This is a genomic window from Pseudobythopirellula maris (assembly GCF_007859945.1).
GTDB classification, from domain to species: Bacteria; Planctomycetota; Planctomycetia; order Pirellulales; family Lacipirellulaceae; genus Pseudobythopirellula; species Pseudobythopirellula maris.
Window position 1 is genome coordinate 71,566 of sequence record NZ_SJPQ01000004.1, and the last position, 22,513, is coordinate 94,078.

At 67.0% G+C, this 22,513-nt stretch carries 18 protein-coding genes; 7 read left to right on the top strand and 11 right to left on the bottom strand.

What is annotated here, in order from left to right:
* Positions 1–295: 295 nt before the first annotated feature.
* The 6 genes from Mal64_RS16570 to mdh all read right to left on the bottom strand — a co-directional run bounded on the left by Mal64_RS16570 (position 296) and on the right by mdh (position 7,830).
* Positions 296–1,708 (bottom strand): sigma-54-dependent transcriptional regulator, encoded by a 1,413-nt coding sequence (locus tag Mal64_RS16570; RefSeq protein ID WP_231993815.1) that lies wholly within the window; start codon positions 1,706–1,708, stop codon positions 296–298.
* The gene (locus tag Mal64_RS16575) at positions 1,705–2,649 is read right to left on the bottom strand and encodes a sensor histidine kinase (RefSeq protein ID WP_146402350.1); all 945 of its coding nucleotides are present in this window, start codon (positions 2,647–2,649) and stop codon (positions 1,705–1,707) included. The genes Mal64_RS16570 and Mal64_RS16575 overlap by 4 nt, the downstream gene beginning before the upstream one ends.
* Positions 2,650–2,686: 37 nt before the next feature.
* A complete protein-coding gene (locus Mal64_RS16580; RefSeq protein ID WP_146402352.1) occupies positions 2,687–3,217 on the bottom strand; it encodes a flagellar export chaperone FlgN in 531 nt (176 codons plus the stop codon).
* 68 nt (positions 3,218–3,285) lie between these two features.
* The gene (locus Mal64_RS16585) at positions 3,286–5,691 is read right to left on the bottom strand and encodes a tetratricopeptide repeat protein (RefSeq protein WP_146402356.1); all 2,406 of its coding nucleotides are present in this window, start codon (positions 5,689–5,691) and stop codon (positions 3,286–3,288) included.
* Positions 5,692–5,842: 151 nt separating this feature from the next.
* Positions 5,843–6,613, bottom strand: a complete 771-nt coding sequence (locus tag Mal64_RS16590) for an alpha/beta hydrolase (RefSeq protein ID WP_146402359.1) — start codon at positions 6,611–6,613, stop codon at positions 5,843–5,845.
* A 272-nt stretch (positions 6,614–6,885) separates the two neighbouring features.
* On the bottom strand, positions 6,886–7,830 hold the full coding sequence (gene mdh, locus Mal64_RS16595; RefSeq protein WP_146402361.1) for a malate dehydrogenase: 945 nt from the start codon (positions 7,828–7,830) through the stop codon (positions 6,886–6,888).
* Between the two features lie 371 nt (positions 7,831–8,201).
* On the opposite strand from mdh, the gene flhA reads away from it, so the two are divergent.
* The 5 genes from flhA (at position 8,202) to Mal64_RS16620 (ending at position 13,929) form a co-directional block, all read left to right on the top strand.
* Positions 8,202–10,286, top strand: a complete 2,085-nt coding sequence (gene flhA / locus Mal64_RS16600; protein ID WP_146402363.1) for a flagellar biosynthesis protein FlhA — start codon at positions 8,202–8,204, stop codon at positions 10,284–10,286.
* 117 nt (positions 10,287–10,403) lie between these two features.
* Entirely contained in the window at positions 10,404–11,675 is a 1,272-nt protein-coding gene (flhF, locus tag Mal64_RS16605; RefSeq protein ID WP_146402365.1) for a flagellar biosynthesis protein FlhF, read from the top strand.
* On the top strand, positions 11,672–12,508 hold the full coding sequence (locus Mal64_RS16610) for a MinD/ParA family ATP-binding protein (RefSeq protein ID WP_146402367.1): 837 nt from the start codon (positions 11,672–11,674) through the stop codon (positions 12,506–12,508). Before flhF ends, Mal64_RS16610 begins: the two co-directional genes overlap by 4 nt.
* Positions 12,509–12,647: 139 nt before the next feature.
* Positions 12,648–12,905, top strand: a complete 258-nt coding sequence (locus tag Mal64_RS16615) for a hypothetical protein (protein WP_146402369.1) — start codon at positions 12,648–12,650, stop codon at positions 12,903–12,905.
* Between the two features lie 265 nt (positions 12,906–13,170).
* Complete coding sequence (locus Mal64_RS16620; protein WP_146403179.1) at positions 13,171–13,929, top strand: FliA/WhiG family RNA polymerase sigma factor; 759 nt, start codon at positions 13,171–13,173, stop codon at positions 13,927–13,929.
* Positions 13,930–13,992: 63 nt separating this feature from the next.
* Here the strand turns inward: Mal64_RS16620 and Mal64_RS16625 are convergent, their stop codons facing one another.
* From Mal64_RS16625 to hisA, 3 genes are all read right to left on the bottom strand, one after another.
* Positions 13,993–14,730 (bottom strand): flagellin, encoded by a 738-nt coding sequence (locus tag Mal64_RS16625; protein WP_146402371.1) that lies wholly within the window; start codon positions 14,728–14,730, stop codon positions 13,993–13,995.
* A gap of 202 nt (positions 14,731–14,932) precedes the next feature.
* Positions 14,933–15,535: a hypothetical protein gene (locus tag Mal64_RS16630; protein ID WP_146402374.1), complete on the bottom strand. Its 603-nt coding sequence runs from the start codon at positions 15,533–15,535 to the stop codon at positions 14,933–14,935.
* 367 nt (positions 15,536–15,902) lie between these two features.
* Positions 15,903–16,622, bottom strand: coding sequence for a 1-(5-phosphoribosyl)-5-[(5-phosphoribosylamino)methylideneamino]imidazole-4-carboxamide isomerase (gene hisA, locus Mal64_RS16635; protein WP_146402376.1), 720 nt, complete (start codon positions 16,620–16,622; stop codon positions 15,903–15,905).
* A 340-nt stretch (positions 16,623–16,962) separates the two neighbouring features.
* Between hisA and Mal64_RS16640 the strand changes: the two genes are divergently transcribed.
* The gene (locus tag Mal64_RS16640; RefSeq protein ID WP_197525836.1) at positions 16,963–19,017 is read left to right on the top strand and encodes a serine/threonine-protein kinase; all 2,055 of its coding nucleotides are present in this window, start codon (positions 16,963–16,965) and stop codon (positions 19,015–19,017) included.
* An 11-nt stretch (positions 19,018–19,028) separates the two neighbouring features.
* Here the strand turns inward: Mal64_RS16640 and Mal64_RS16645 are convergent, their stop codons facing one another.
* Together Mal64_RS16645 and Mal64_RS16650 are read right to left on the bottom strand one after the other, a co-directional pair.
* Positions 19,029–19,955 (bottom strand): DUF1559 domain-containing protein, encoded by a 927-nt coding sequence (locus Mal64_RS16645; RefSeq protein WP_146402381.1) that lies wholly within the window; start codon positions 19,953–19,955, stop codon positions 19,029–19,031.
* On the bottom strand, positions 19,952–21,112 hold the full coding sequence (locus tag Mal64_RS16650) for a PEP-CTERM sorting domain-containing protein (RefSeq protein ID WP_146402383.1): 1,161 nt from the start codon (positions 21,110–21,112) through the stop codon (positions 19,952–19,954). Before Mal64_RS16650 ends, Mal64_RS16645 begins: the two co-directional genes overlap by 4 nt.
* Before the next feature lie 316 nt (positions 21,113–21,428).
* Between Mal64_RS16650 and Mal64_RS16655 the strand changes: the two genes are divergently transcribed.
* The gene (locus tag Mal64_RS16655) at positions 21,429–22,445 is read left to right on the top strand and encodes a hypothetical protein (RefSeq protein ID WP_146402385.1); all 1,017 of its coding nucleotides are present in this window, start codon (positions 21,429–21,431) and stop codon (positions 22,443–22,445) included.
* The last annotated feature ends 68 nt before the right edge of the window (positions 22,446–22,513 follow it).

The following is a 22,513-nucleotide window of genomic DNA, read 5'->3' on the forward strand; positions in this document are numbered from 1 at the left end:
CTTGTCTCGCTTGCTCAACGCGCCCCGCGTGCGGCGGCGGATTCTGCCGAACGCTCCGGCGACTCTTGCCGATCGTTGCTAAGTCAAAGTCAGAACCACGGATTACACGGAGAGCACGGATAGGGCCACAGGGAATGGCCACGAAAAGGAGCCATAGAGCACAATCGAATGGGGAACTGCGGCCGCTCGTGAGCTGAAGCAGCTGCCCCGATTAGGCTTGGCCCCACTGTTTTGCGCCTTTTCGTGGCTATCTGATATCTGTGGAATCTGTGGTTAGTCAGTCGTCGTAAAAAAATCAGGCGGCCCGCGAGAAGTCTTTCTCACGCGGCGCCACGCCGTAGGTTCGCAGTTTGCCGCTGAGGGTCCGCACGCCGATTCCGAGCGCCTCGGCCGCTTTGGCCCGGTGGCCGTCGAACTTCTCTAGGGTGGCGAGGATCATGCGGCGCTCGATCTCGGCGAGGCTCATGCCCACGGGCAGGGCGTCTCCCGCGTCGGCTTGTTCTTGCGGCAGCGAGCCGGCGTGCAGCCAAGGACGCACCAGCGCGGCGGTGATCTCGTCTCCCTCGGCCAGCACGCAAGCGCGGGTCACGAGGTTGTGCAGCTCACGCACGTTGCCGGGCCATTGGTACTGCTCGAGCATCGTGCGGGCGTCGTCGGCCAAGCCGATCGCCGGCCGGCCGAGCCGCTCGGCCGCCTGCGACAAGAAGTGGTCCGCTAGCAGCGAGACATCCCCTTCACGCTCACGGAGCGGCGGGGCGACGAGCGGCACGACAGCCAATCGGTAATAAAGGTCTTCACGAAACCGGCCCGCGGCGATCTCTTCGGTCAGGTCGCGGTTGGTGGTCGCCATCACGCGGACGTCGACGCGTTGCGATTCGCTCGAACCGACGCGTTCGAACGTGCGCTCCTGCAGCACCCGCAGCAGCTTGGCCTGCAGGCCCATGTCGATCTCGGTGATCTCGTCCAGCAGCAGCGAGCCCCCTTCGGCCGACTCGAAGCGGCCAACGCGGTCGGCGTCGGCGCCGGTGAAGGCGCCGCGGCGGTGGCCGAACAGCTCGCTCTCGGTCAGCTCACGCGACAGCACCGGGCAGTTGAGGCTCACCATCGGGCCGGTCGCGCGGCGGCTGGCGGCGTGGATCGATTGGGCGATGAGCTCCTTGCCGACGCCGCTCTCGCCACAGATGAGCACCGTTTCGTCGCTTGCCGCGATCCGACGCAGCCGCTCGCGGAGCGATCGCATGACGCGGCTCTCGCCAATCATCATCGGTGATAGCGACGCGTTCTCGCCGGCGCCGCTGATCGACGCGCGGTCCATCGCCCGGCCGACGGCGTCTTCGAGTTGCGTGGCGTCGAACGGCTTCTCGAGGTAGTCGAACGCGCCGTGCCGCATCGCCTCGACCGCGGTCGTCACACTGGCGTGGGCCGTGACCATCAGCACCTGCACGCCCAGACGGAGACGCTCGATCTCACGGATCAGCTCCAGCCCGCTCATGCCCGGCATCTGCAGGTCGGTCACAACCACCTGGTAGGACCCGACGGCCAAGGCGCGCAGCGCCTCGGCGCCGCTGGCGCAGGCGTCGGCGTGGTAGCCGACGCAGCGCAGCACATCGGCGACCGAGTTGCGGGCCGACGCGTGATCGTCGACCACCAGGACCGAGCCGTGGGGCGTGGGGTGATCGTTCAGGGGGTGGTGGAGATTGAGGGTCAAGCGGCGGCTCCCATCGCGCGGCGGGGGGGGATGCGGACCGTGAAGGCGGCGCCGCCCTGCGGGCAGTTCGTGGCGGTGACCGTGCCGCCGTGCGCCTCGGCGACGTGCATCACCACCGACAGGCCGAGCCCCGTGCCGGTCTCCTTGGTCGTGAAGAACGGCTCGAACAGCCGTTTTTTCTGCTCGTCGGTGATCCCGGGACCGCTGTCGGCCACCTCGAGCTCGAAGCCGCGCGGGCCGTCGAAAGAGGTGACCACCAGCTCGCCGCCGGTCGGCATCACGTCGAGAGCGTTGAGCACTAAGTTCAGCAACGCCCGCCGGATCTGCTCGCGATCGGCCATCAGCGTGGTGTTGGGCGGCACGTCGACGTCCACCTCGACGCCCTGCGCTTCGAACTGCGGCGCCAGCGACGCGCACACCTCTTCGACGAGCGTGCAGACCAGGAACCCTCCCCACTGCGGTTGTCGGTGGGCGGTGAAGCTCAGGAGATCGTTCACGGTGGCGTCCAGGGCGGTGAACCCTGCCTCGATCTTGGAGAGGACCTCGAGACTGCCGCGGTCGCCCTCAAGGCGGCGACGCATCAGGCTCATGTAAAGGGAAACTGGTACCAGGTTGTTGCGCACTTCGTGGGCGACGTGCGAGGCCATCTGCCCGAGGTCGGCCAGACGGTTCTTGCGACGCAACTCGCGGTTCTTCGCTTCGAGCTCGTTGCTCAGCCGCGCGACCTCGCTGCGCAAGAGGTCGTGTGTTTGCTCGAGCCGGGCCGTGGCGGCGCCCCACGCCTCGAGCAGCGTCGACATGTCGGCGTTGTCGAGCGAGGCCGACTCCTCCGCAGCGTCCTCCTCCGGCTCTTCGCCCACGTAGAGCGACAACGCCGGCTCATCGGCTGCGGGCGGCGAGGGCCGATCGTCGGGAGGTGGGGCTTGCTGGGGGAGGGACATCGTATTCGTGTTTATTTGGTGGTGGATTCGACGCGGCTCAGCTGCCGGTCGAAAGATCGAGCCCGCCCACGGGGGGCGCTGCGTTGTCGACGAACGCCCGCGGCGTGGGGCTTGCTATCGGCTTGCCGGCCGAGGGTCGGATGTGGGGGCGGTACGCCTCGGTCGCTCGGCTACCCGTCGTGGCCTGTTGCAGCTGGGCGCCGACCGCGTCGCGGCGGGCGACCATCGCCTGTTCGTGCTCGCGCTCGAGCGCGACCACTTGCCCCAGCAAACGCGTGGCCAGGGCCGATTCGGCCGCGCACTGGGCGCGGGCCTCGGGCGACGCCCAGACGCGTTGCTCGGGGTCGTCGTTGCGGTAGAGGGCGAGTCCCTCCTCGGTTCGCCGCAAGGCCTCGATCAGCCGCTGCTTGGCGCCGACGAGCTTCAGCAGCGTCGCCACGTCGCCCGAAGCGACCAGCTCCGCCTGCCGACGGCCCACCTCGAGCAGTTGCTCGAGCAGCGCGCGCTTGTCGCGCACGTGCGCCGCGAGGCGCTCGGTCGACCGGTCGGTGGGGGCGAAGGGTTGCATCCGGGCGGTGGTCTGCTGTGGGGGCTGCTTGGTGGTGTGGGAGCGAGTGGTTTCGGAGGCGGCGCTCGCTAGTAAACGCTCATCCGTTCGAGCAACTGCCGCCAGTCGTTGCGTGTCAGATTAGTGCTCGTAGCAAAATCCGTTTCGGGGGGCAATCGCTCTAGGATGCCTTTGGCCTGTTCGATGGCGCCGCGGGCGTTCGTCAATTCCTTGAGCCGGCGCCAGCAGTTGGAGATTTGCAGCAGCGTTTCGAGGATAAACGGGTCGTTCTGGTAGAGGGTCGAGAGGGCCGAGTAGGCCTCGATCGCCTCGTGATAGCGTTGCAGGTCGAACAGCACGGACCCCCGCAGCATGTAGCAGTTCCTCAGCATCGCCCGGTCGTGGTCGTTGGCGTCCTTGTCGAGCGTGATCTCGCGCTGAACGATCTCGTACTCGACAAGTGATCTCTCGAGCAACGCCGAAGCCTTGACCCGTTCACGTTCCTGCTCGTTGACGGCGCCCGCCTCGACCGAGCGACGCAGGGGCTCGGCCGCGGCGTGGCGGTACGACTCGGCCATGAGGTAACGCGCCAAACGGCGGCGGAGATCATCCGGGTAGCGGGTGACCCACTCGCTGAGCGTGTTGATCGCCTCGTCGTGCCGCTCTTCGTGCACGAGCAGCCGACCGAGCTCGAACTGCGAGTCGCGCCATTCGGGGCTGGAGGGGGTCATCGACGTGCCGAGCAGGTTCTCGTTGAGCAACGCTTCGCCCTGATCGGTCTCGCCCAGTTCGAGGAATGCGCGGGCGCACTCCAGGCGGGCCTGGTACGAGGTCGCGTCGCTGGCGTGGAACTCCAGGCACTCCTCGAAGGTCTGAATCGCCCGGCGTGTCGAGCCCCGCGACAGCTGCGACTGGCCCAGCCGCAGCAGCGCGAGCGCGTTGAGCCGTTGGGGCTCGTCCTTGAGGTACTCCTTGATAACGCGGATCGCCTGCGAGAACCCTTGCCCGCCGTAATACGCTTCGGCGGCGTTCCACAAGTCTTGGGGGTAGTGTGTCGTGGAGAACCGTCGCTTCGACAGCTCCTCATAGATCACGCCCGCTTGGCGTAGTTTGCGGCGGCCATCGAACCGCATGAGCTTGTCCGTCGCCCCCACGATGCTCCCCTCGGCCACCAGGTGTCGGCCCCATGCCTCGAGCGTTTGGGCTCGCATCTCGAGTTGCCGGATGGTCGTGAACAGCGGCGACATGTGATCCGCCACGCCGAGAGCGTGCTCGAAATCGTTCTCGCTCACGTAGGCGGCGTGGGCCGCTAGGATGCGGGTACGCAGCTCGCTGAGCGGCAGCACCCCGCTCCGGTATTGCTTGGGCTCGACAATGTTTGTCAGCACCCGGCGGTAAGCGGCGAAGGCGTCCTCGTGTTCGCCCATGCTCCGCAGCAGGTCACCTTCGGCGATGGCCGCGGCCGAGGCCTCGGCCGAGGCGCCGCGGTTGCGGCGGAACGAAGCGTACGCTTCGAGCGCGAGCTGCTGCTCGCCTCGCAGTTGAAAGACCTGGCCTTTGAGGTACTCGGCCTGCCGAGTGATCTCGCCAGAAAACCTGTCGAGGTCGATCGCCTCGTTGAGTTTCGAATCGGCCTCGTCGAGCAATTGGGTGAGGGGGGACGGACCGCCCGGGACGGCTGCGTTGGCGGCCTGGGCGAGCCGGATCTTGGCCTCGACCAGCCGTTGCTTGGCCGGCGCCTGCGCCGCTCCGTCGGCCTCGATCGACGCGACCGCCTCGTCGAACCGGCCCACGTGGGCGAGCGATTCGGCGTGCAGCAATAGCGCCTTCGCCCGGCTCTCGGCCGTCATGGCGGTGTCTTGGAGCTCGCGGTCGAGGTGTACGATGGCGGCCGCGTAGTCGGGCGTGGGCAGGTGGCAATAGGCCTCGGCCAGCATGATGCGCAGTTGCGAGGCGCCGCGCGGGTTGATCTCGAGCGCCTCGAGCAGCACCTCGATGCCTCGCTTCAGCTGCCAGCTCTCGATCATGCTGGCGCCGAGTAGGAAGAGGCCCTCGGCCTCACGCGTCTCGGGGAACCCCACTTCGCGCGCCTCGCTCAGGTAGCGAGAGGCGATAAAGAAATCGTTGCGTCGCCGGTCGGGCGAGCCGCGGCGGTCCGCCTCGCGGTACTTGAGCACGCCCATCACGTAGAGCGGGCCGCCAAACTCGTCGGGGGTGAGTTCGGTGGTTGCCGTGATCCGCTTGACGATCACTTCGGCGAGTTCGTTGTCGCCGTCGTCCAGGGCGGCGAGAGCCAGGTCGACCGTCGAAGGGGCCGGTTGAACGGCGAGCTCGACCAGCAGCATCCACGCGCCGATCGTGAAGCCGATCATGGCCAGGAAGCCGGCGCCAACCAAAAGCTTGCGCAGCAGACTCTGCTGCGTCCACTCGCGGAAACGAGCGAAGAGGCCGAGCTTCTCGGGCGCGGCGTCGGGATTTTCGTCGGGCGCGTCCATGCGCACGGCTCACGGGATCAGAGGGGGCGGTATCTGCCGAGAGGGCTTGTACCGACGCCGCGAGCCGCGTGTCAATCCGCTTTAGTGCGTGCTTCCGATAGCCGTAGCGTTGCATCCGCCGAAACGACGCCGCATCACACCGCCAAGCACGCTACGCATCCGTGCGATTCGCACTAGTCGCGTTGACGCCGCAGACGTGGTCCATGATCCAGCGATCGAGGTCCGACAGCATTGCAGTCGTCAGGTCGTCGTCGCCCGGGTACTGGCGGACCGCCACGCGGCAGCCGGCCGAGTGCAGCAGCCGCAGGTCCTCGCAAACGCGTCCCTCGGGGTAGGCGTCGCTCTTGCGGCTTGCGGCGATCAGCAGCGGCAACTCGCGGGCCTCGTTCACCCGACGCAGCAGCCTGTCGCCGGTTGGCAGCGGGCCGCCGAACGTGGCCGCCCCGGCGAAGCGGTCTGGGTGGGCCAACGCCAAACGGACCGCCGTGGTGCCGCCGACGCCGACTCCCGCAACAAACACGCGGTTGTTGTGGATGTGGAACCTGTTCTTGACCGAGTCGATCGCCGTGAAAACAGACTCCTCGGCGGCGGCGTAGCCGTCGCGATCGCCACGCCAGGCGTAGCCGCGGCCCAGGCTCGAGGGCGCCACGCCGCGCGGCGCCACGCCAACGTGGTTGCGGCAGCTGACGTGCGGCAGCACGGTGGCGAGTTCCTCTTCCGAGGCGCCGCTGCTGTGCAGCCAGACCACCAATGGGTAAGCGTAGCCCGCTTCGTAGCCGGTCGGCGAGAACGCCGCCACCGGCGCCCGCGGCTCGTCGCATGCATCAAAGGCCGAACGCCATTGCTCGGGGTGCGCCGTGGGACGCAGAAGCGTTTCGTCATCCATCGTGCTCAACACGGCGAGCGACTCTTGGCGAATCATGGCGGAAGAAAACCCGGGGTGGCTGGGATCGGGTGAAGGCGGGATGCCGCGCCGAGTGACGACTCGGCGGCGACGCTGTGAGGTTGGCCCCCGTCGGCGCGATGTGGGCTCGCGCCGACGGTTCAACCAAAGCGATAAGAGCGGACTGTAGACCAGCCTCGCAAAATCGTCAACGCAAACGGGCGTGCACAAACCAGTTTGCGCCCAACAGAAACGGGCGACGACTGCTAGCACGACGGCGGTTGCTCGTTGCTCGCGCCGACGGGTGGTTGTCAGACCAACGTCGCCATCGTCTCGACCAACTCCTTGACGGCGTCGACGCTCTTCTGGAACGCCGCCTTCTCCGAGTCATTCAGGTCGATCTCGACGATCTTCTCGACGCCGCCGGTGCCCAGCACCACGGGCACGCCGACGTAGAATCCGCCAACGCCGTACTCCTTGTCGCAGTACGCCGCGCAGGGGATCAGCCGCTTCTTGTCGCGGATGATCGCCTCGACCATCTGCGCGGTCGCTCCGGCCGGGGCGTAGTAGGCGCTGCCGGTCTTCAGCAGGCCGACGATCTCGGCTCCGCCCTTGCGGGCGCGGTCGATGATCTCGTCCAAGCGGTCTTGCGGCACGAGCTGTTGCACGGGGATGCCGCCCACCGAGGTGCAGCTGGCCAGCGGCACCATCGTGTCGCCGTGGCCGCCCATCAGGAGGGCCGACACGTCCTCGACGCTCACGCCGAGCTCCATCGCCAAGAAAGAGCGGTAGCGGGCCGTGTCCAGCACGCCGGCCTGGCCGATCACCCGTGCGGGGGGGAAACCCGTGACCTGCAGGGCCCGCTGCACCATCGCGTCGAGCGGGTTGCTCACGACGATCACCACGGCTTCGGGGCTGGTCGCTTTGACCTGCTCACAAACCAGGCCCATGATCTTGGCGTTCGTGGCCAAGAGATCATCGCGGCTCATGCCCGGCTTGCGGGGGATGCCGGCGGTGATCACCACCACGTCGCTGCCGGCCGTGTCGGCGTAGTCGTTGGTGCCAATGATGTTCGAGTCGAAACCGAAGATCGGCGACGACTCCATCAGGTCGAGCGCCTTGCCGCGGGGCATGTCGGCCATTTCGCCCGGGATGTCCAAGAGCACGATGTCTCCCAACTCGGCCGCGGCGCACCAATGGGCGCAGGTGGCGCCGACATTGCCGGCGCCGACGATCGTGATCTTGGCTCGCTTCATCGCTGGGGGCTCCTGGTGGAGGGGGGTCACGGTGGGGTGGGGGCGTATTCAGGGGCGCCGTGCTGGCGCCACTAAAGGCGAGTATCCCGCCGCGTCACGCTGGCCGCAAGTGTCCGCCCCCTCGGCGCCGTCGAGCGGCGTTGCTAGCAGCGCGACGCGAGCCGGCGGCTCACGCCCGCCGGCTCCTATCGCACGCTGCTTGCGCGAGTGCTGGTGAGTTAGCGTTTGGCAGCTTTCGTTCGTCTTTAGGGACCGTCGCTCTGGACAGTGCGAGCGCCTTTCAATAGTTTCCCGCTCCCTCCGCCTTCGGGTGGAAACTTCGAAACGCACCAAGAACCACGCGAGCGGGCCCCCTTCCGCCGCTTATACCCATGCCTTCGGCGCCGAATAGCGACGCGACCGCCTCGCCGCTGTCGCGGTACACCGACCTGATCCTGCCGGTGGCGATTATCGCCAGCGTGCTGGTGATCATGGTGCCGCTGCCGGCCTCGCTGATGGACGTGCTGCTCGCGGGCAACATCACCGTGGCGGTGATCGTGCTGCTGACGACGATCTACGTTCGTTCGCCGCTCGATTTCAGCGTGTTCCCCTCGCTGCTGCTGGCCACCACGCTCGCGCGCCTGGTGCTCAACGTGGCCACCACGCGTTTGATCCTCACCCAGGCCGCCAGCGCCAAGATGGGCGCCGCCGGCGGCGTGATCATGGCGTTCTCCGACTTCGTGGCGGGCGACAAGATCGTGGTCGGGCTGATCATTTTTATCATCATCGTGGTGATCCAGTTCATGGTCATCACGAAGGGCGCCACGCGCATCAGTGAGGTCGGCGCCCGCTTCGCCTTGGACGGCATGCCCGGCAAGCAGATGGCGATCGACGCCGACCTGAACGCCGGCGTCATCAACGAGAAACAAGCCCAGGAACGCAGGCTCGAGATCACCCAGCAGGCCGACTTCTTCGGCTCGATGGACGGCGCCAGCAAGTTCGTGCGCGGCGACGCGATCGCCGGCATCATCATCACGTTGATCAACATCGTCGGCGGCCTGATCATCGGAGTCGCCGAAGAGGGCATGTCGCCCTTCGAGGCGGGCGAGCTGTTCACCCGGCTCACAATCGGCGACGGCTTGGTGAGCCAGGTGCCGGCGTTCCTGATCTCGCTCGCCGCCGGCCTGTTGGTCACCCGCAGCACGCAACGCACGAACATGCCGCAAGAGTTCCTGCAGCAGCTCTTCTCCAAGCCGCAGGCGCTGGCCGTGGCGGGCGGGTTCCTCACGATCTTGATCTTCACCAGCCTGCCGCGCGTGCCGCTGTTGGCGCTCGGCTCGGGCTGTTTCGGTTTGGCGCTGGTGCTGTCGCGGCGCGAGAAAGCCGAGGCGGACAAGCCGACCGAAGAGGAGCTGGCCGCCAAGGAACCTGCCGAGGAGCGTGTCGAAGACTACCTGACGGTCGACCCGATGGAGATCGAGCTCGGCGTGGGGCTCATCCGCTTGGCCGATCCCAACCGCGGCGGCGACCTCCTGGGCCGCGTGCAACGCGTGCGGCAGAGCATCGCCAGCGAGGTCGGCCTGATCATGCCGAAGGTGCGTATCCGCGACAACATGCGGCTCGAGCCGAACCAGTACCGCATCAAGATCGCCGACATGCCGATCGCCGTCGACACGGTCGAGCCCGGCATGATGATGGCGATCGACAGCGGGCTCACCACCGGGAAAATCGACGGCCTGCCGACCAAAGACCCGGCGTTCGGCGCCGACGCGATGTGGATCGTTCCTGGCAAGCAAGATCAGGCCGAGATGCTCGGCTACACCGTCGTGGAGCCGGGCGCCGTGCTCGCCACGCACCTGACCGAGGTCTGCCGCCGTCACGCGGACGAGATCCTCACCCGAGACGCGACCAAGCACCTGGTCGACGAGCTGAAGACCGACTCGCCGGCGGTGGTCGACGAGCTGATCCCCGCCGTGATGAGCCTGGCCGAGGTGCAGGGCGTGTTGCAGAAGCTGCTGCAAGAACAGGTCTCGATCCGCCAGCTGGCGTTGATCCTCGAGACCTTGGGCGACTACGCCCCCAAGTCCAAAGACCCGATCTTGCTCACCGAGTACGTGCGGCATCGCTTGGCGCGACAGATCTGCACCCGCTACCGCGACAGGGACAGCCAATTGCACGTCGTGGCGTTCGAGCCGGCGCTCGAGGACAAGGTGCGGGCCGGCTTCGAGCACACCGAGCGCGGCTTGTTCGTGCGGATGCCGCCGCAGTCGATCGAGAAGCTGTGCGAGCGAATCCGCGAGTCGGTCGCCAAACTAACCGCCGAGGGCCACTCGCCCGTGGTGCTCGTGAGCCCGCAGATCCGCGCCGCGCTCAAACAGATCAGCGAGAGTCAGTTGCCGCAACTCGTGGTGCTGAGCTTCAACGAGGTGACACGCGACACGAGCGTCGTGACACACGGCATGGTGACCGATGGCTAAATGCGGTAATCAGGACGCGGCTTGCTTGCGCGTTCCGTGACGATCCACCCCTAAAGCATTCGATGCCGTCCGACGCTGAAGAACACTCCGAACTCGCAATCCAAATCCCGCACACGTATGTCTGACGTAAGAACCTATCGAGCCAAAACGCTCCGCGACGCGCTCCGCTTGGTGCGCGACGAGTTGGGGCCCGACGCCTCGGTGTTGCACACCAAGGAGGTGGGCGGTGGGCTGTGGGGCCGTGCTTGGGGTGGGCGCCGCGTGGAGGTTGCCGCCTCGGCGACGGCGAGTGTGCCGAGCCGTTTCGCCGAGCCGACCGACTCGCTGCTGCCGCCGATTTTCTCGGCGACTATTGACGACGAGTTCCAAGACCGCCCCCAGGCCGGACCGAGCGAGCCGGCGCCGGACGATTTCTTCGACGCTTGCGTCGAAGAGAAGTCCGAGCCCGAGCCCTCACCGTTCGCCGACTACGCCGCCCAGTACCGCGAAGACTTCCGCCGGATGCAAGCGGGCGAGGCGCCCGCCGAAAAGCCCGCCGAGAAGCCGTTGCCCGAAACGCTCTTCGCACTGTTTACCGACTTGCTCGAGGCGGACGTCGACGAGCGGATCGCGCGGGGCTTGCTCGAGCGAGTCACTCAAGGGCTCGAGCCCGAGGCGACGAGCAACCCTCACCTGCTGCGGCAACGCCTGCTGAGCGAGGTCGAGCGACGGCTCACCGCCGGCGGGCCGATCGCGACACAACCCGGCGCCTGCCGCACCGTCGCCCTGGTGGGCCCCACCGGCGTGGGCAAGACGACGACCATCGCCAAGCTGGCCGCCAACTTCCGCTTACGCGACAAGCTGCGTGTCGGGCTGATCACGGTCGACACCTACCGCGTGGCCGCCGTCGAGCAGCTGCGCACTTACGCCGACATCATCGACTTGCCGATGGAGGTCGTCTCCACGCCGCGCGAGATGCGCGAGGCGGTCGAACGGCTTTCGCACCTCGACCTGGTGCTGATGGACACCGCCGGCCGCAGCCCCAAAGACGCCGTGCGTGTGCAGGAATTGCGGGCGTTGCTGGCCGAGGCCCAGCCGGACGAGGTGCACCTCGTGCTGAGCGTGCCGACCACGCCGCGCGGGCTCTCGCAGGCGGTCGAGCGGTTCGCGCCGGTCGGCGTCACCTCGGTGCTGCTCACCAAGCTCGACGAGGCGCCCTGCCTGGGCCACCTGCTCGGCTTTGCCGAGTCGAGCGATTTGCCGATCAGCTACCTGACCGACGGCCAAAACGTGCCGGACGACATCCGCGTGGCGGAGCCCGAAGGGCTGGCCCGATTGGTCACGGGCATGAGCCCCGCGGGAGAGGGTCCCGTAGGAATGGGCGACGCTAGCGAGGGCCGTGCCGCTTGAGCCGTCGCCGTAAACCGAAACGTCCCGCCGCCGATCCCGGCGACCAAGCCGCGCACCTGCGTGAGCTGATGGTCGCACCGGCGGCCGACGAGCCGCTGCCGCTGATCGCCGTGGTGGGCGGCAAGGGGGGCGTGGGCGCCTCGACGCTCGCCTGGTCGCTGGCCTGCGCATTGACCGAGGCGGGCGTCCGGCCTGTGGCGGTCGACGCCCACCCGGTGCAGGCCGACCTGGCCACGATCGCCGGGGTCGCCGCCACCGACAACGCCGACCTGCTCGCCTTGTTGGACGAGACCGCACACGCCGAAGACCTCGTGACGATCACCCCCGAGGGCGTGCGGCTGTTGCCGGGCGCCCGCGGCTCGGAGCCGAGAACGCCGCTCGACGGCGCGGCCGCCGACCGCTTGGTCGCCGGCCTCGCGAGGCTCGCCGGCAAGGCCGACCTGGCGATCGTCGACACCGGCCCCGGCCTGGCGCCCTGGTCGCAGCGGGTCTGCCGCCGGGCCGACCTCGTGCTGCTCGTCACGACGCCCGACCGGCTGGCGGTGCTCGACGCCTACGCGACCGCCAAACGCCTCCACGCCCAGGGCCAACACGCCGTGCAACTGGTGGCCAACCGCTGCCGCGACGCCCAGCACGCCGCGGGCGTGCACCGCTGCGTCGCGTTGGCGTGCCAGCAGCACCTGCAAGCAGCGCTCGCTTTGGCCTGCTCGGTGATGGAGGGCGAGGCCACGGGCCGCGCCACGCCGTCGGGCGTGGCCGAGCTGGCGCAAGGCATCCGCGGCTGGACCGCCGCGCGAGCGACCAATCGCCTCGCGCTCCGCGGCGCCGCCTGAGAGCTTCGTGCATTTTTCTCACAATCGTTTCAAGTTGAACCCAAGAGGGCGCCGATGAATGACTCAGTCAGACCGCCGCGCCCACTCGCGTTAAGATGGGCCGGTTGCTCGGAGTTTGAGGCCTCAGGCGAGACGGGACGTGGCTCGAGTTTACGCGGGTGTGCTGGGATTTCTTGCGGCGGCGGTCACGCTGGCGCGGGGAGTCTTTGCGGGCTCGGGACTCGAGGGAACCGCGACCGACGCGCTTCTGGCGATGGCGGCCCTTGCGGCCGTGGGAGCAGTGGTAGGACAGATTGCCGAGACCACGGTGGACGAATCGGTCCGCTGGCGTCTCGAGAAGCAACTCGCGGAGGCAGACCTGCTGGCCGCGCCGTCGGATTCGGATCCGAAGGCGTGACTCCCCGCAGGACCGCGAGACGCTGAGACGATCGAGAGCGAGAGCCGGGCGTTGAGAGAAGAATAAAAATGTAACGAGCGAACGGCCGCGTCGGGAAAGGATTCCCGACGATCGGTGATTCACGGAGGAATGCATGACCGCGACCGCTACCGCAACGAGTTCCGTATCCAAAACGGCCGCCGTTATTTCAACGGCCGCCGCTTCGACGGTCGAAGATAACGAGATCACCCCGGCTCAGAGGGCCAAGGAGATCCGGGCCGCCGAGATGATCGAGCTCTTCAAACAGTACAAAGCCGATCCGGGCAACAAGTCGCTCCGCAATCGGCTGGTGGAAAACTACATCCCGCTGGTCAAGTACAACGGCGAGCGGATCTGGAACCGCCTGCCAGACGGCGTCGAGCTCGACGACCTGATCTCGGCCGGTGTGTTCGGCCTGATGGACGCGATCAACGCCTTCGACCTCGAACGCGGCGTCAAGTTCGAGACCTACTGCGTCCCCCGCATCCGCGGCGCCATGCTCGACGAGCTGCGCAGCATGGACTGGGTGCCGCGTCTGGTCCGCTCCAAGGCGAGCAAGCTCAACGAGGGCGTCAAGCAGCTCGAGACCAAGCTAGGCCGCTCGCCCACCGAGATCGAACTGGCCGAGAAGATGGAGATGTCGGTCCCCGAACTCGAGAAGATGATCCGCGAGGCGAACGCCGTCGGCCTGATCAGCCTGAACAAGAAGTGGTACGAGACCGACAGCTACAAGGACGTCCGCGAGATCGACATCCTCGAGGACAAGAAGGGCGAGGACCCGACCAGGCGAGTCCAGAAGTCGGACCTGATGCGCCTCGTCACGAAGGGCCTCAACCGCAACGAGCGGCTCATCATCATCCTCTATTACTACGAGGAACTGACGATGAAGGAGATCGGCGCCACCTTGGACCTCTCCGAGAGCCGCGTGAGCCAGATGCACTCGGCCATCGTGCAGCGGTTGCAGAACCAGCTGGGCCGTCGTCGTCCGGAGTTCGGCGCCGTCTGAGCGAGCTACAACAGAGAGAAACACCAAGCCGCCGACGAAAGTCGGCGGCTTTTTTTGTGTGCGTTAGCCCAGCAGCTCGAGGATCGCCTCGCCGCGGGTGCGGTCGAGGACGCCGAACGTCTTGATCGCCGTTTGGAACAAGATCTGGTTCTTGGTGAGGTTCGAGCTTTCTTCGGCGAAGTCGGCGTCGACCGTTTCGCTCAAGGCGCGCGCGAGGACCACCTCGCGGTCTTGAGCCAGTTGCTCGTCAACGTCGAGCGTGTACTTCTCGTAGGCGCCCGCCTCGGCGCTGGCGGCGGTCAGTGCGTCGATCTCGTTGTCGACCACCTCTTGGGCGGCGGCCGCGTCGCCGTCGACCGCGTTGGCCGAGCCGCCCGAGGCGAGCCCCTCCAAATCGGCCGAGAAGGAGACGCCGGTCGTGTTCTCGATTTGGCGCAGCGCGTCGAGCGACGAGTCGATCTGCGTTTGGATCGCCATGCGTTGCTCGGGCGTCGATGTGTCACCGGCCGCCTCGACCACCAAGCCGCGGACCTCTTGCAACACGCCGGTCGCTTGCTGACGGCCGCTCTGCTGCAGGTTCAATTGGTAACGCTCCGCGCTCGCCGAGCGACGCTCGGCGCCGATCACCGTCAGATCGCCGCGGATGCTCTCGGCGGCGAACAAGCCCGCCGGGTCGTCGCTGCCTTGGTTGATCCGCAGACCGGTCGAGAGCCGCTCGGTGGTATCCCCCAAGCGATCCTGGGCGTTCGACAGATTATTGAAGGCCGTGAGTTGTCCGCCGGTGGTGAAAACAGTCAGCATAGGCGCAGCGATCCCTCGGGGGTGGTGAAACCTTTCCCCAAGAGCGGCTCAGGCTGGAGGTCGCTCCTGACGGGCCGCTCTCGGGGTCTAACCTAAACCCTACGCCACGCCGCGAGTCGGCGCCTGTGAATTCACGCCGAGTGGGGCGGACCACCACACAGCAGCGGGTGGCGGTAGGGATTGTACTACGCTGAGCCGCCGCTCATGCCGGATGCGAGCGTTGGCGACGGCGTACCGCTATCGGCGCAGCCATTAGCAACAGCCCCATGGCGCCGGGCTCGGGGACGACGACCCTCACGTTGTCGATAGCGAACTCGGTGCCACCGATGGCGAACGAGACAATGGGTCCGGTGATCGTGATCCTCCCTTGTGAGCCCCCGGACGTTCCTGTCGATACGACCGAGACCGACGCGCCGCCGATCATCGCGCCAGCCACGTCGCTGAAGTCTTGCCCCGGGATCGAAGCGACGCCGTTCACGACGATCGCTTCGTGGCAGCAATAGGCGCCGTAGTCCAACGAGATCTCCTCGGCTCCTCGGGGGAGCTGGAACTCAACGCCGATCGTGTTGGGCAGCGACAACTCCAGGCCGTCACCGCCTGCCGATCCATAATTTCCGACCCTGATAGGAGTGCCGTATCCCGTGCTCGGGAATTTGACGACATCGAGCGCGATCCCGTTCGAGACGATGCTGGAGCCGGCTGGGTAAGTTGTTGCGAGAGTCAAGTCTCCAAAGTCGGTGAACGCCGCCGACGCGACCGCGGGGCTGGTGAGAAGGAAGACGTAAGCAATAAGAAACCGGTGCATAGCGTGACCTCGAAAAGTTCGATGGAAAGGCAAGAGCCAAAAAGGCGATTGGCGCGCATTGGTTCGCAGAGAGGCATCGGCCAGCGGCTTAGCGGAGACCGATACGACACCGTCACGCCTAAGAATCAGGCGTTAGTGATCCGCATAGAGAATTGGCGCCGGCCAGCCCCTGACAGCGGCGCGTCTTGGCCCAAGCTACACGCCGCCTGTCGCGCGACCAACCTCTTTACGATCGGTTTCTCAGATCGGGAAAGAAAGAACCGAGCGGCGATCGCCGCAGGGGCGAGAGGTGTTGCACAACGCAACACGGGGGACCAGACGCCTGTTGAATAACCAGACGCTGGAGCGGGCGCGCCTCAAAGCGGGATCAGCCGTCGCCCGCCGCCGCGATGGCGTCGGCCATCGTGAGCGAACCCTCGTACAAGGCCCGGCCGATGATGCAGGCCGCCAGGCCGGCGTCGGCGAGCTCACGCACGTCTTGGGCCGTGGTCACGCCGCCCGAAGCGACGACCGGCACACTGACCGCCCGCTGCATCTCGGCCATCGCCTCCACGTTGGGCCCACGCATCATGCCGTCGGTAGCGATGTCGGTGTAGACGATCGCGGCGAGCGGCTCGTCGCTGAACCGCTGGGCGAGTTCCACGGCGCCCAGATCGCTGGTCTCGAGCCAGCCGTCGGTAGCGACGCGGCCGTCGCGGGCGTCGATGCCCAATACGAGCTTGCCGGGGAACTTGCGCACCACCTCCTGGAACCAATCGGTGTGCTTGATCGCCGAGGTGCCGACCACGAGCCGGTCGACGCCGAAGTCGAGGAGCTCGGAGATCGATTGCTCGTCGCGGATGCCGCCACCCAGCTCGATCGTGAGATTGACCGCCTCGAGGATCTCCTGCACGGCGGGCAGGTTGACGGGCGTTCCCTCGCGGGCGCCGTCGAGATCGACCACGTGCAGCCGCTTGGCGCCTTCCTGCTGGAAGCGGCGGGCCACCTCGGCCGGCTCCGAGGCGAAAACGGTTTCTTGTTCGTAGTCGCCCTGACGCAGGCGCACACAGTTGCCCCCCCTCAGGTCGATAGCAGGCCAGATTTCCATCCGAATCGTCAGCTCGCGGTTCTGCATAGGTCGTCCCCACGCCTGGGGAACAATACTAGAGTGTCGCAAATCGACAGCCGATCTTCAAGCGAACGCCGGACGGCCCACTTGGTGGAAACCACGCCAGAATCCCCCGTGGCAAGCAGAATCGCCGCCAGCCGCTTATTAATTCACTGCCGGCGATGAGTCTGCTCGGGGGATACGGCCAATTGTTGCTAGGACCGATTGAGAGAACCGTGGTGGGATGGCGGCGGGTGTTGTGGGTACGATAACGAGGGTGAGACCGTCCCGGCGGCCGCCCATGCGCCGCCTGGCGGAGACCTGTTCAAGGATCGAGTCGTTGGACCAGCAAGCCTCATCAAACCAACCGAGGGCCTCGCTCGAGACGCTGCGGCTCGTCGACGAGGCGTGCGACCGCTACGAGGCGCTCTGCCGCGAGGGCCCGGCGCCCGATTTGGCGCCGCACCTTCAGGCCGTTCCCGAGGGCGCCCGCGACGCGCTGCGTGCGGAGCTCGAGGCGATCCGCGACGCCTACCGCGCCGCCACCGAAGACCCCGGCGAAGGGAAGACGGTCGCCTACAAACGGACCAAACGCTCGACGAGCGGCGGCTTGCAGATCCGCTGCCCCCACTGCGAGAACGCCCTCGAACTGCTGGCCGACGCCCCGCTCGAGGAGATCACCTGCGACGCCTGCGGCAGCAATTTTAGTCTCGTCGACCAGGGCGACGACGAACGCTCGATGCGGCCGCTGCAACGCATCGGTCGGTTCGACCTTGTCTCGCGTCTGGGGCTCGGCGGTTTCGGCTCGGTCTGGAAGGCGTACGACGCCGAGCTCGACCGCGTGGTGGCGGTCAAGATCCCACGCCGTGGCCAGCTGCTGCCGCACGAGATGGAGCTGTTCTTCCGCGAGGCGCGGGCAGCGGCCCAGCTCGCCCACCCGCACATCGTGCCGGTTCACGAGGTGGGACGCGACGGCGAGACGATCTTCATCGTCAGCGAGCTGATCCGCGGCGAGCCTTTGTCCGACCGCATCAAGGGCCGCAAGCACTCGCCCCGTGAGACGGCCGAGCTGCTCGCCGTGGTGGCCGACGCGCTCGACTACGCCCACGAGCGCGGCGTGGTGCATCGCGATCTGAAACCATCGAACGTGATGATCGACGATGGCGGCCGTCCCTACCTGATGGACTTCGGCTTGGCGAAACGCGAGACGGGCGAGATCACGATGACCGTCGAGGGCCAGGTCCTCGGCACGCCTGCCTACATGTCGCCCGAGCAGGCCGGCGGCCAAGTCAAATGGGTCGACCGCCGCAGCGATGTTTATTCGCTGGGCGTCATGCTGTTCCAGATGCTCTCGGGCGAGCTTCCGTTCCGCGGCACGGCGCAGAGCCAGATCCAGCAGCGGCTGGTCGACGAGGCGCCGAACCTGCGGAGGCTCGACCTGCGGGCGCCGCTCGACCTGGCGACGCTCACCGCCAAGTGCATGGAACGCGAGCAGAGCCGCCGTTACGCCACCGCCCGCGAAGTGGCCGACGAGCTGCGGCGGTATCTGCGCGGCGAGCCGATCCACGCCCGACCGCTCTCGCCGCTCGCGCGTGCCGGACGGTGGTCGCGACGCAACCCGGCTCTCGCCGGCGTGGCGGCGCTCACGGCGGTGCTTGCCGTAGCGGGTCCGACGGCCGCGGTGGTGATCAACTCGCAGCGCGCCGAGATCGCTAGGCAGCTCGCGGCGCGCGACCGCACGATCGTCGGCTTCGAGGAGGAACTCGACCGCAGCGGCGCCGAGAGCGCCCGGCTGCGGGCGCGGCTCGACGCGATCCTCGCCGCCGACCCCGGCGCCGAGCGTGAGCTGGCCGGCTGGCGCGAAACGCTGATCGAAGATTTTCTCGACCGGCGGTACGACTCGTTGTCGCAGAAGTATTCCGACGAGAGCCTGGCGCCCGCGGAGCGAGCGGAGGGCAATCGGGCGCTCGCCGACCTATTGGTCGCATTGAACCAAGCCTCGCGGGCAGCGCCGCACCTGAAGGCCGCGGCCAAGGCTTGGGAGCAAATGGCGGTGGCGGGGCAGGGGGGCGCCGAAACACGCGTCGCTCTGGCGGCAACGCTCTATGAGTTGGCGGCGATCGAGCGAGACGCCGGCGAACTTAAGCTGGCCCAAGCTCATTACGAGAAGGCGCTAGCCTTACGCAACGGGCTGGCGGCCGAGGCGCCGGAATCGCTCGAACTCGGGATCGATCGGTTTGAGTCGCTCCTCACGGCGCGTGCACAAGGCTTAGCTGACTCGTCGGCTGTTCGGCTGGAGGCTTCGGACGAGCAACGCAAGCGGGTTGAGCGGTTGCTGGACGAACCGGGCGCCGATCTGCAAGACGCGGCGAGCCTGCTCCTGGAACGCCGCTGAATCGACGCCCTTCAGCGGTCGAGCGCCTCGCCGCCGTTGCGGGTCGCCATCGCCTTGTAGAGGTCGAACTCGACGCCATCGCTCAGGAACCGCACCGAGCCGTCGGCCAGCGCGAAGTGCGCGCCGCCGGGGTGGGCGCTGCCGAAGAAGAGGTCGTTCGCCAGGATGCTGCGGTCGGCGCCGGCGGGCGCCTCCCAGTCGCAACGGCAGTAGCCGAAATTCTCGTGGTCGGCGTTGATCGGCCAGCGGATGTTGCGCACGGCGTAGGTCGCGACCTCCTCATCAATCGCGCCGAGCCAGATCGCCCCGACGCTGAACCGACGCAATGACGCCAAGTAATACTGTTCGCCGATCGCCAGGGTGTGCGACGCACCGTCGGTCACTTCGGCCAGCCGCGTGGGCCCCTCGGCGTGCAGCACGCCGTCGATGGCGACATCGCCGTTGATGAACTGTTCGAGGCTCCAGTTCCCCTCTTCGGTCGCCCCGGCGCCCGCCACGCCGTAATAACTCGACCACGGGCCCTGGGCGTCTTCGGGGGGCTTGGGCCAACTGGGACAGAGGAAACCCCTGGGGGCGGTCAGCGCGGTCATCTTCTGGCGGAAGCCGCCATTCTCCAGCGGCTCGATCTCGTCGTACAGCGCCTGCTCCTCGACGAACGGCAAGAGCGACACACGCCAAGCGAGTCCGTCTTGCTTTTGCTTCTCATGCAACCGGGCGCCGGCGGGCAGGTGGCCGAAGGCCGACTCGTGCTCGTGTGCGGCCAAAATCTGCTGCTTGAGGTTGTTCTGGCAGTGGCTCCGTCTCGCCGCCTCGCGGGCTGCCTGCACTGCAGGCAGCAAGAGCGCGATCAGCACGGCGATGATCGCCACGACGGTGAGCAGCTCCGCCAGGGTGAATGCCCGTGTGCGGACGCGTCGCGCTGAAGCTGAGCGGTTCATCGGTCGCGGGGTCCTAACCGCCGCCGCACGCCGGCTGCGCCGATCGCAACCAGCGCGATCGCCCCGCTGCTTGGTTCCGGCACACCGGCCAGAGCGTAGGACAAGGATTGCGAAACACTGCTAAAGCCTTTCCCCTCCATCAGTCCGACAAACCAGTCGATGTCGTCAAAGTCGAACCGTCCGTCCAGGCTGCCACGCGTGACGGGGAACTCGCCGTAATTCTTCATGCGGTAGGCGTCGAAGTCGAGCAGGGCGAGGGCGAAGTCGTCGATGTCGCCCGCGTCGAGGTCGCCGCTCAGGTTCATGTCGCCCAGCAGCAGCGAGTAGGCGGCCATCTCGACGTTGTCGACGCCCCACCAGCCGTCGTCGCCGGCGTCTTCCATGCCGAACTCGACCTCGAACGAGGCCGCCCCGCCGGTGCTGGCCGCCGCGACGAGCTCGCTGAGCGACACGCCGCCCAGGTCGAGCAGGTCGACGTAGACCCGTTCGTTGAAGTTGTCCGTTTTGACAATGCCCTCGCCGGGGAGGGGCGGGTTCGCCGGGTCCGACTCCCACCGCAACACCTCGAAGTCGTTGATGAAAGTGTTGTTCGCGTCGAAGGTGCGCACCCGGATGACGCCGGTCTGGTTGTTGCCGTTGGGATCGAACTCCTCGCCGTCGTCGCAGCAGCCCCCCTTCCAGCTGCTGTCGAACACCAGCCGCAGCTGCTCCTCGCTCTCGACAACGTCGAGCGGCAACCGCGGCGTGGTGAGGAACGTGTTGTAGAAGCCGAGCGTGTTGGCCGGGTCGCCCAGGTCGTTCCACGAGTCGGGGTCGGCGACCGCGATCGTGCCCTGCCCGAGGTGGAACTCTTCACGCCCGCTCGGGGCGCCGCTGGGGAGCTTGTTCACGTCGGTCCAGAATTCACGATGCGCGAACGACCACCCCTCCCACTCGAACACGCCGACGTCGGGGCTGTTCACCCCGGGCACGTCGGAGGCGTCACGTATCCAGCCGGGGGGCGCTTGGTGGGTGAAGGCCCTCGGGAATGGGAAGATTTCATCGACGGACGGTTGCAGTTGCAGGCTGTCGAAATTCTCCTGATACAACGTCGTGACCGCGAGCGCTCCGCACGGCGCGAAATACGCCGCCGCGAGCGCGACTAGCACGCTGGCCATGGGCGTCAGCCGGGCTCGGCGCGAGTGCTGGCGAGACGGGGATGTGTTCACAGACATGGCGTCTTGGGAGACGGGGGCTTGCGCTGCCGGGGTTCTATCTAGGTTAACAACCACGAAGGGGGGCCGGTAGCGATATGATCGACCCAAAAAGTGGCGCCCGACGGGCGGGGTATGGGCCCGAAATCGCGGGGATGGGTCCTTTTCCCGGGCCGCAAGCTTGGCGGAGTCGGAGCGGCTGGTTAGCTTGTAAACAGGCGTTCTTAGCGCCGGCTGCGTCGTCGAGAGACGCTGGCCATCCTCCTTTCGGGCGAGACACGTGACCCAACCCCCCGCGCGACGGACGATCTCGCTGCTCACGCTGTTGCTGGCGATTGTGTCCCCCGCCACTGCCGCGGCGGCCGAGGCGCACTTCTGGCTGTCGACCTCGGCGAGCGGATCGTCGGGGCCCGAGGCGCCCGCGCTGGGAATGACCGTGGGTGAGACAACCACGCTGCACCTTTGGGGCCGGCCGACCACCGGGACCAAGTTCCGCAACGTTTCGCTCAACATCGTGGCCAACAAAGCGGGTGTCGACTTGGTCGATGGGGCCATCGCGATCCACAACGCGATCGACCTGTCGACCGATCGCTTCGAGTACATTCGCGACTCGTCGTCGACCCACCCGCTCACCTCCGAGCACACTGCCGGCGAGTCGGTCACGATGGCCGACGAGCTGATCGGGCTGCACGCGTTCACGCTGTACCCCGACGCCTCGCTGCGCGGCGTCGGGCCGACGTGCGGGTCCTCGGAATCGGATTGCGAGATCGCCGGCGACGGCGAGCCGGCCTGGCGTTTGGCTTCGTTCGACATCGGTGCGGTCGCCGCCTCGGCGAGTGTGGGGTTGTACTTGCAATTGGGCGAATACGGCGTGAACGAGGTGTCGGTCGCCGAGGGCGACTACGATTTCGACGACGACGTTGACTCGGACGACTTCGACGCCTGGGTCACGGCTTTCGGATCGACCGAACCACACGCCGACGGCAACGCCAGCGGCACGGTCGACGCTGCCGACTTCACCGTGTGGCGCGACAACATGGGGGCGGTCGGATCTCTGTTGGCGACCACCGCCACCGAAGTCCGCTTTGGTGTCGACATCGGCGACGGGACCGAACCCTTGCACAACGCCTCAGACGACCGCGAGACCAACCTCGTGGGCGACGACCCCGACGCGGTGATCACGGTCTCGGCGCCGAGCGCATCTTCGGCGACTCCCGAGCCGGCGAGCGGCTGGTTGCTGGCGCTTGCTTGGCTGGGGCTGCGGGGCGTCGCCGGGCGACGCCACCGCTCGCCGTAGGGCCAATCAGCCTTCGCCACGCGCCCCCGACAGGGCGCCAGAAGTTTTTTGGGGGATGCTCTAGAAGA